This is a genomic window from Geodermatophilus sp. TF02-6 (genome assembly GCF_003319115.1).
Lineage (GTDB): Bacteria > Actinomycetota > Actinomycetes > Mycobacteriales > Geodermatophilaceae > Geodermatophilus.
This window is the reverse complement of the sequence record NZ_QOHF01000022.1, coordinates 74,615-81,742: the sequence shown is the minus strand read 5'-3', so window position 1 is coordinate 81,742 and position 7,128 is coordinate 74,615. Positions and strand designations below refer to the sequence as shown.

Below are 7,128 nucleotides of genomic sequence, written 5' to 3'. Positions count from 1 at the left end.
GCTGCAGCAGATCGGCATGGACACCCGCCCGGCCGGCGAGCACGACGTGCTCATCGCCCAGGACGGCGGCGTGGCCAAGGCCCGCCGACTCATGCAGCAACTGCTCGCCGCCGAGACCACCGACACCGGTTCGACCGGCCGGGCAACCACACCCGCCCTGACCACCCCCACCCGAGGCTGACGATGTGGCTTCTCGTTCGGGAGGCAGCGCTGAATACAGAGGTCGCTGCCCCGGAATCCGGCGAGGACGGCGGACGGTCGGGCCAGGTGCTCGCCGCCTGTCCGGACACCGAGGGCCGGGGTGACGACTGGCGCTGGTCGATCCGGCGTGTCGGGAACGAGCCGTGGCAGGTGCACGTCGAGGCCGACCCCCAGCACGTGGTCGCGGACCACAGCGTCGTCCGCGAGCCCGGCGAACGGGACCTGCTGCGCGAGCCGGGTGAGGAACTCGTCGTGGTCGCCGTCAAGGGTCAGCACCTCGTCCAGGACGCCTCCGGTCCCTGGCACCGGTGGCTGGAACCGGGCGACGTCTTCGTCGTCGAGGGCGAGGAGTCCGAACACCTCGTCCTCACCGCCTCCGGCAGTGGCGAGGCCTCGGTCATCCGGCTTCGCCCCACCGGCCGGGATCCGCTCCGCTGGGTCCCCTGACAGCCTCCGCCGCAGCCCGCCGCCCCGGCGCGCGAGTACGGCGGACATGACCCGGCCGGCCGCCGTGCGAGACCGGCGGCCGGCCGACGACCGGAACGGGAGCTGGAGATGGCGAACGAGGACACGGACCTGCGCCTGCTTGTCCGTCAACTGCGCTGGGAGGCAGACGGCGTCCTGTCCGTCCTGCTCGAGAACGCCGACGGAGCGGAGCTTCCGGCCTGGACTCCCGGCGCCCACATCGACCTGACGCTGCCCGGAGGACTGGTCCGGCAGTACTCGTTGTGCGGCAGCCTGGACGATCGACGGACCTGGCGACTCGGCGTGCTGCGCGAGCCGGACGGCCGGGGCGGCTCCGCCGCGGTACACGACCGGCTCCGAGCCGGCATGGTCCTCGAGGCGTGCGGGCCGCGCAACAACTTCGCCCTCGGCGACGCTCAGCGCTATGTCTTCATCGCCGGTGGCATCGGCATCACTCCCATCTTGGCGATGGTCCGTGAGGCGGAGCGCCGGGGAGCCGACTGGACTCTGCTCTACGGCGGGCGCTGCCGGGAGTCGATGGCGTTCGTCGAGGAACTGCGGGGGCACGAGGGCAAGGTCACGCTGCATCCCGAGGCGGAGCACGGGCTGTTGCCGCTCGTCGATCTTCTGGCGACGCCGGTGCCCGGCGCACTGGTCTACTGCTGCGGTCCGGAGCGCCTGATCGGGGCCGTCTCCGACGCCATGGCCTCCTGGCCACCTGGATCGCTGCACATCGAGCGGTTCCGCCCGGTCGCGCCGGCCGCGGAGATGGAGGACAGCGACCACGAGTTCGAGGTCGAGGCCGCCGGGTCGGGCGTACGGGTGCGCGTTCCGGTGGGTACGACGGTCGTGCGGGCCCTGGAGAGCGTCGGCGTGTACCCGGCGACCTCCTGCGAGGAAGGAATCTGCGGAACCTGCGAGACCAAGGTTCTCGACGGTGTTCCCGATCACCGCGATTCGCTGCTCTCGCCCGAGGAGCAACAGGCCGGCAACTCCATGATGATCTGTGTCTCACGTTGTCGCGGACCACGACTGGTGCTGGACATCTAGACCATCCGTCGGCGTCCGGGCCATCCGCTCCGAGGCCGAGGTGGCCGCCACGCGGGCCGCTGCCTCGCCACCATGGCCAGGTTCGCGCCGAGCGTCGCACCACGCCCCCGCTGGTTGTCGGGTTCCTGCGCCACGGCGAGCTGCCGACCCTGGAGGTCCCGCAGTTCGCCACGAGGAAAGGCCGCACCAGCTCTTCGTCGATGCGATGAACGAGCTGGAGGCACCCGACAGCCCTCGCGGAACGACATTCAGGAGCCGAATTGTGTGGCGTCCTGGATGGTGGCGGAGGTGGTGCGAGATCTGCAGCGTCGTCCCGCCGGCCATCGACCGCCACCGCGGCTCCGGCACGGGATCACCGTGCCGATGGCGGCCACCGAACCGGACGACCGAACGCGCAGCCCGCCGGCCGGACCGGCATGACGGGGCGTTCAGCCGTCGCTGGTTCTGGTCCGGCGCTGGCCTGCTGCGACCGCGACGAGATCGCGAACGGCGCCGGCCGGCGGGACCGGCGGCCCGAGCCACACCGCGCGCAGTTGCCGGCGCAGGTCCAGCCCGGGGACGTCGACCGTCCGCAGCCGGCCCAGCGCAAGGTCGTCGGCGACGGCCAGCGAGGACAGCGCGCCCGGCCCCGCTCCGGCGATGATCGCCGCCCGGACCGCAGCGGCGTTCGACAGCTCCAGGGCCGGGGGCGCGAGCGGGACGTCGCCGGCCAGCTGCGCGGCAACGGCGTGCTCGAAGGCCTGTCGGGTACCCGAGCCGACCTCCCGGCTGACCAGGGGAGTGCCGGCCAGCTGGGCGACGTCGACCGGCGTCCGACGTCGGGCCCACGGGTGGCCGAGCGGCACCACGACGAGCAGCCGGTCGGTACCGACGACGCGCGAGCGCAGCCCGGCCGGTGCCCGTGGGCCCTCCACGAAGCCGACATCGGCGGCGCCGTCGAGCAGCCGCCGGACGACGGTGTCGCTGTTGGTCGCCTCCAGCTCGGCCGCGCTGGGCACCTTCCCGACGGCCCTCTGCCGTGCGGCCAGCGCGACCAGCCACCCGGGAACCAGGTGCTCGGCGACGGTCAGGCTGGCCGCGACCCGGAGGTGGGCCTGCTGATCGCTGCGCAGCGCGGCGATCCCGGCATCCAGCTCGGCCGCGGCGTCGAGGACCTTGACCGCCCACTGCGCGGTCACCACACCCGCGGCGGTGAGGGAGGATCCGCGGGGCGTGCGGAGCAGCAGCGACACCCCGATGCGCGTCTCCATGCTGCGCACCCGCAGCGACAGCGCCTGCTGGGTGACGCCGACCTCGGTGGCAGCGGCGCTGAGGCTGCCGGTGCGTGCCACGGCCAGCAGCATCTCCAGATCGGCCAGACCCGGCACCCGCGCGCTGAGCATGACGCCTCCTGTCACAAACACTCCTTGTCACCGTACAAGGAGCGGCCGGCTACCGGGTGCGCCCGCACGGGAGCAGGGTCGAGGCATGGCCGACCTCGATGTCCGACGAGCGACGACATGGTCGCGGGTCCGCGCGCTGCTGCCCGGCCTGGCGGTGGTGGGGGGCACCACCGCCGTCGCGTTCGCCGTCGCGGCCGTCGTCCCGGCGGTGGGCCCGTCGACGGCGGCCGTCGTCCTCGGTGCGCTGCTGGTCAACGCGGGGTGGCACCGCCCGGCCCTGCGGCCGGGCACGCACCTGGCCGGCTCGCGGTTGCTGCGGGTGGCCGTCGTCCTGCTCGGGCTGCAGCTGTCCCTGCCGCAGCTGCTGCACCTGGGCGCCGGCGGCCTGGCCGTCGTGCTGGCAACCGTCGGCATCACGTTCGCCGGAACCCGCCTGCTCGGCCGGGCGCTGGGCGTCTCCCCGGCGCGGCGGCTGCTGATCGCCACCGGCTTCTCCATCTGCGGCGTCTCCGCGGTGGCCGCGATGCGCCCGGTCACCGACGCCGACGAGGAGGACACCGGGACCGCCATCGCGCTGGTGACCCTCTGCGGAAGCCTGGCCATCGTGGTCCTGCCGCTGCTGCGGGCGCCGCTGGGGCTCGACGTGCCGGGCTTCGGCGCGTGGGTGGGCGCCAGCGTGCACGACGTCGGCCAGACCGTCGCCACGGCGAGCCGGGTGCCCGGAGCCCTGACCACCGCCGTCGTCGTCAAGCTGGCGCGGGTGGTGCTGTTGGCCCCGCTGGTCGCCGGCGTGTCACTGGCCGCCCGCCGCCGCGGCGGCCCGGCGACCCCGGGCGGGCACCGGCCCCCGCCGGTGCCGCTGTTCGTCGCCGGGTTCCTGACCGCCGTCGCGGTCACCAGTACCGGGGTGATCCCCGCCGCCGCCCTGGACGCCGCCGGTCTCGCGCAGCACGTGCTGCTCACCGCCGCACTGGTCGGTCTGGGCACCGGGATCCACCTGCCGACGCTGGCCCGCACCGGCGGCCGGTCCCTGCTGCTCGGCCTGGGGTCCTGGCTGCTGGTCGGCACCGTGGCCTACCTCGGCGTCCGCCTGCTCGGTCGGTGACCAGCGGTCGTCGAGTCCGGCACCGCCCAGCGCATGCCGACGTTCCTGAACCGCTCGTGCGGCGCGGACGTCCAGGACGGCAGCGGGGACGACGGGACGAGCCTCCGCACGGCGAAGTGCCGACGCGCTACGGCCGCAGCACCAGCCGGGTGCCCGACGTCGTACCGCGCTCGAGACGTCCGTGCGCCTCGCCTGCGCGGTCCAGCGGCAGAACGTCGCTGATCCTGGTGGTCAGGGTGCCGTCGGCGAGCCGCTGGTTGATCGCCCCGGCGGCCTCGGCCAGGTCATCGACGGTGGCGTTGCTGATGGCGAACCCGACCAGGGTTGCGTCCCGGGTGTAGGTGGCGCCCACGGGCAGCTCCGGGTGTGCCTGCATCCCCGCCGACAGCACGATCCGGCCGCCGTGAGCGAGCACCGCGAGCGCCGCGCCAGGATCGGAGTGCCCGGAGGTGTCCCAGTAGAGGTCCACGCCGTCCGGGACCGCCGACCGGATGCCGTCCCCCACGTCCGGGTCACGGTAGTCGACCACCTCCTGCGCCCCGGCCATCCGGCAGCGTTCGACGTCCTCCCCCGTGCGCTGGCCACCACCCGGGCACCCGCCACGGTGGCGAGCTGGATCACCGCGGTGCCGACGTTGCCGGCACCGCCGCCGACGTAGACGGTCTCCCCCATCCGCAGGCGTCCGTGCCGGAACAGTCCCAGGAACGCGGTCGCCGCCGGGTGGGCCACCGCGACCGCGCGCAGCGGATCGACCCCGTCGGGGAGATGGTAGAGCCGGTCGGCGGCCACGCCGGCGTACTCGGCGAAGGCGCCCTGCCACCCGCCGTGGCCCAGGCTGTTGGCCCACACCCGCTGGCCGGCGGCGAACCCGGTCGTCCCCTCCCCCGCGACCACCACGGTCCCCACGAGATCCCGGCCGATCACGAACGGGAACGGGGTCGGGGTGGGACAGGCGCCCGATCGGACAAGCGTGTCGACCGGGTTGACCACCACCGCGTCCACCGCGACCAGCACGTCGGTGGGACCCGTTCCTGGAAGCGCGAGAGTGCCGAGCCGGATGTTCTCCGCCGGGCCGAGCTCGTCGACGTAGGCAGCGCGCATGGTGGTCGGGAGCGAGGGCATACCTCGCGGCCTACCCAGCGGGTCCCGCAGCCAACAGGTCGGGCTCGAGGGAGAGCAGAGCCAGCGAGGTGACGCTGGGCGCGAGCAGCACCGCAGACGCGATCGGGCAGATCAGCCCCACCAATCACGACGTTGCAGTCGCCTCGGCGGGCCGGCCGGGGCCGGGGTCTTCCGCCGCCGCACCCGGCCAGGGCGAGCCGCCGGGGAGTACGGCTACGACCTGGCCCACTTCCGACGGATGTGCGCCACCAGCGCCGTGGACCGCCTCCAGATCTACGTCACCCGCGGCGGCGGCATCCTGGAGTGGCAGCGCGCCGCGACCGTGGCAGCCGCGAGGGCCTGAGCATCAGGAACAGCGCCATAGCGCACCGGACGGCCTGAACCTGCCGGCGGGACGGACCGTTCTCGTCGGGCCGAGGAGTTCACCGGCGTTCTGCGTGCCGCAGCGGGGGCTGATCCGTCGCGCCCAGCCCGAGCGTGACGACGAGTCCGCCGGAGGGGTCGTTGGCGGCGGTGGCCCAGCCGCCGTGTGCGGCCGCCACGGCGGCGACGATGGCCAGTCCCAGCCCGGCACCGCCGCGTTCGTGGCGCGCGTCGTCCACCCGGCTGAACCGGTCGAAGAGACCGGCGAGCCGGTCGGGAGGGACACCGGGCCCAGTGTCGCGGACGACGACCTCGGCGCTCGCAGGCCCGGTGGCCTGCACGTTGACGGTGACCGTGCCACCGTCCGGGGTGTGGCGCAGCGCGTTGCCGACGAGGTTCGAGACTGCGCGCTCCACGGCGGCGGGGTCGCCGCGGACCACGGCCGCCCCGCTGCTGCGCAACTGGGCACCCCGTCGTGCCGCGAGCCTGGTGAACCGGCCGACCACCCGTCCGACGAGCTCGTCGAGATCCAGCGGACGGGAGGTCTCGAGGTGTCCGGCGTCGGTTCGGGCCAGCACGAGGAGGTCGTCGACGAGCCCGGATATGCGACCGGCCTCTGCCAGCGCCGTGTCCAGAGCGGCTCGCACGGCGGGGTCGGTCACGCGGTCCCGGACCAGTTCCACCTCGGCGGTCAGGATCGCCAGCGGGGTGCGCAGCTCGTGGCTGGAGTCCGCGGTGAACGCCCGTTCCCTGGCGACGCCGGCGGCCAGCCGGTCGAGCATCCCGTTGAGGGTGCGCACGAGCCGGCCGACCTCGTCCAGGCGCGCCGGCGGGGACAGCCGCCGGGACAGGTCGGCCGCGCTGATGACCAGGGCCTCGTCGGTCGCCCGCCGAACCGGGGCGAGCCCGCGGCGGGCGATGCCGTAGCCGAGCAGGCCCGCGAGCAGAGTGGCCAGGCCGGCCGCCGGGAGGTAGCCGGCGACCAGCGCCGCCCGCGCGTCGTCCACCTCCTCGAGGTCGGCGGCGAGGACGGCGACCTGACCCTCGTCACCGGAGGCCACGGCCAGTGTTCGGAGGAGCTCGTCCCCCTCGTCGTCGGTGACCGTGCGGAAGACGGCCTCGCCGGACCGGGCCCGCTCCAGGTCCGCCGGTCCGAGCAGGGGACGGTCGGTCGCGCTGTCCCCGGTCGAGCTCACCACGCGGTCGCGCGCGTCGACGATCTGCACCAACTCGTCCTCGTACCCGGCTTCGCCGCCGCGCTCGTCGGCGGTCACCCCGCCGGGCAGAGCTCTGGCCAGGGCCGCCAAGCGATGGTCGACACCGTCCCGCAGCGCCGTGCCCAGCTGCTGGTGCACGGCGACGCCGACCAGCGCCAGCAGGAGGGCCAGCGACGCGGCCGTGAGCGCGGCCAGCCGCACGCTGATCGGCAGCCGGGACACC

8 protein-coding genes and 1 pseudogene are annotated in these 7,128 nt (G+C 74.4%); 5 read left to right on the top strand and 4 right to left on the bottom strand.

Features of this window, described 5'->3' with window-relative positions:
- From DQ238_RS23385 to DQ238_RS18345, 3 genes are all read left to right on the top strand, one after another.
- On the top strand, positions 1–181 hold a 181-nt coding region (locus DQ238_RS23385; protein ID WP_233496086.1), incomplete at its 5' end, for a hypothetical protein.
- A gap of 86 nt (positions 182–267) precedes the next feature.
- Entirely contained in the window at positions 268–648 is a 381-nt protein-coding gene (locus DQ238_RS18350; protein ID WP_113782682.1) for a hypothetical protein, read from the top strand.
- Between the two features lie 108 nt (positions 649–756).
- Complete coding sequence (locus DQ238_RS18345) at positions 757–1,716, top strand: PDR/VanB family oxidoreductase (RefSeq protein ID WP_113782681.1); 960 nt, start codon at positions 757–759, stop codon at positions 1,714–1,716.
- A gap of 428 nt (positions 1,717–2,144) precedes the next feature.
- On the opposite strand, the gene DQ238_RS18340 is transcribed toward DQ238_RS18345, so the two are convergent.
- Complete coding sequence (locus DQ238_RS18340; RefSeq protein ID WP_199506438.1) at positions 2,145–3,113, bottom strand: LysR family transcriptional regulator; 969 nt, start codon at positions 3,111–3,113, stop codon at positions 2,145–2,147.
- Positions 3,114–3,183: 70 nt separating this feature from the next.
- Here DQ238_RS18340 and DQ238_RS18335 point away from each other — a divergent pair, with 70 nt between their 5' ends.
- Complete coding sequence (locus DQ238_RS18335; protein WP_113782679.1) at positions 3,184–4,203, top strand: YeiH family protein; 1,020 nt, start codon at positions 3,184–3,186, stop codon at positions 4,201–4,203.
- Between the two features lie 127 nt (positions 4,204–4,330).
- Here DQ238_RS18335 and DQ238_RS24280 read toward each other — a convergent pair whose 3' ends face one another.
- Positions 4,331–4,750, bottom strand: a complete 420-nt coding sequence (locus DQ238_RS24280; RefSeq protein WP_199506437.1) for a zinc-binding dehydrogenase — start codon at positions 4,748–4,750, stop codon at positions 4,331–4,333.
- 347 nt (positions 4,751–5,097) lie between these two features.
- A pseudogene (locus DQ238_RS24465) lies at positions 5,098–5,304 on the bottom strand (NADPH:quinone reductase); the annotation flags it as partial.
- On the opposite strand from DQ238_RS24465, the gene DQ238_RS24155 reads away from it, so the two are divergent.
- Positions 5,303–5,668, top strand: coding sequence for an enolase C-terminal domain-like protein (locus DQ238_RS24155; RefSeq protein WP_113782678.1), 366 nt, complete (start codon positions 5,303–5,305; stop codon positions 5,666–5,668). The pseudogene DQ238_RS24465 and the gene DQ238_RS24155 overlap by 2 nt on opposite strands.
- A 79-nt stretch (positions 5,669–5,747) precedes the next feature.
- On the opposite strand, the gene DQ238_RS18320 is transcribed toward DQ238_RS24155, so the two are convergent.
- Entirely contained in the window at positions 5,748–7,127 is a 1,380-nt protein-coding gene (locus DQ238_RS18320) for a cell wall metabolism sensor histidine kinase WalK (RefSeq protein ID WP_147263114.1), read from the bottom strand.
- Position 7,128 lies beyond the last annotated feature (1 nt).